This is a genomic window from Marinomonas profundimaris (assembly GCF_000508165.1).
GTDB classification, from domain to species: Bacteria; Pseudomonadota; Gammaproteobacteria; order Pseudomonadales; family Marinomonadaceae; genus Marinomonas; species Marinomonas profundimaris.
Map to the genome: position 1 here is coordinate 1 of NZ_AYOZ01000051.1, position 654 is coordinate 654.

Below are 654 nucleotides of genomic sequence, written 5' to 3' on the forward strand. Positions count from 1 at the left end.
GGAAACTGCGATTAAGTCCCCAATATGAGACAATGCCGATCTGACCATTACCTCAAGACCGAATGACATGAATCAGCTTTCCTTCGCCGATACCGAATTTACCAGCAAACGCCGCAAGACTCGCAAAGAGCTCTTCCTTGGTCGGATGAATGAGCTGATTCCATGGCTACAGCTCGAAGCTCAGATTGAGCCGTTTTACCCAAAAGCTGGCAATGGTCGGCGTCCATACCCTCTCGCTACCATGCTGCGCATTCACTTTATGCAGAACTGGTACAACATGAGTGATCCAGCGATGGAAGATGCCCTTTACGAGATCACCTCTATGCGGCTGTTTGCTGGCCTATCATTAGAAGGTGCGATCCCAGACCACACGACCATCATGAATTTCCGTCACCTGCTTGAGAAGCATAAGCTGGGTCGTAAACTCTTCAAAGAAGTAAACAAATGGCTGTCTGATTCTGGCACCTACTTTAAAGAAGGGACAATCGTTGATGCGACGATTATTGAGGCAGCAAGTTCCACCAAAAATAAATCTAATGCACGCGATCCCGAAATGCACCAAACGCAAAAGGGAAAACAATGGTTCTTTGGCATGAAAGCTCACATCGGTGTTGATGCAAAGCGTGGGTTAGTTCACAGCTTCACCACGACGCC

At 47.9% G+C, this 654-nt stretch carries 1 protein-coding gene; it reads left to right on the forward strand.

What is annotated here, in order from left to right:
- Positions 1 to 67 precede the first annotated feature (67 nt).
- Positions 68 to 654: IS5 family transposase (locus D104_RS33255; protein ID WP_024024996.1), on the forward strand; the 587-nt coding region annotated here is incomplete at its 3' end.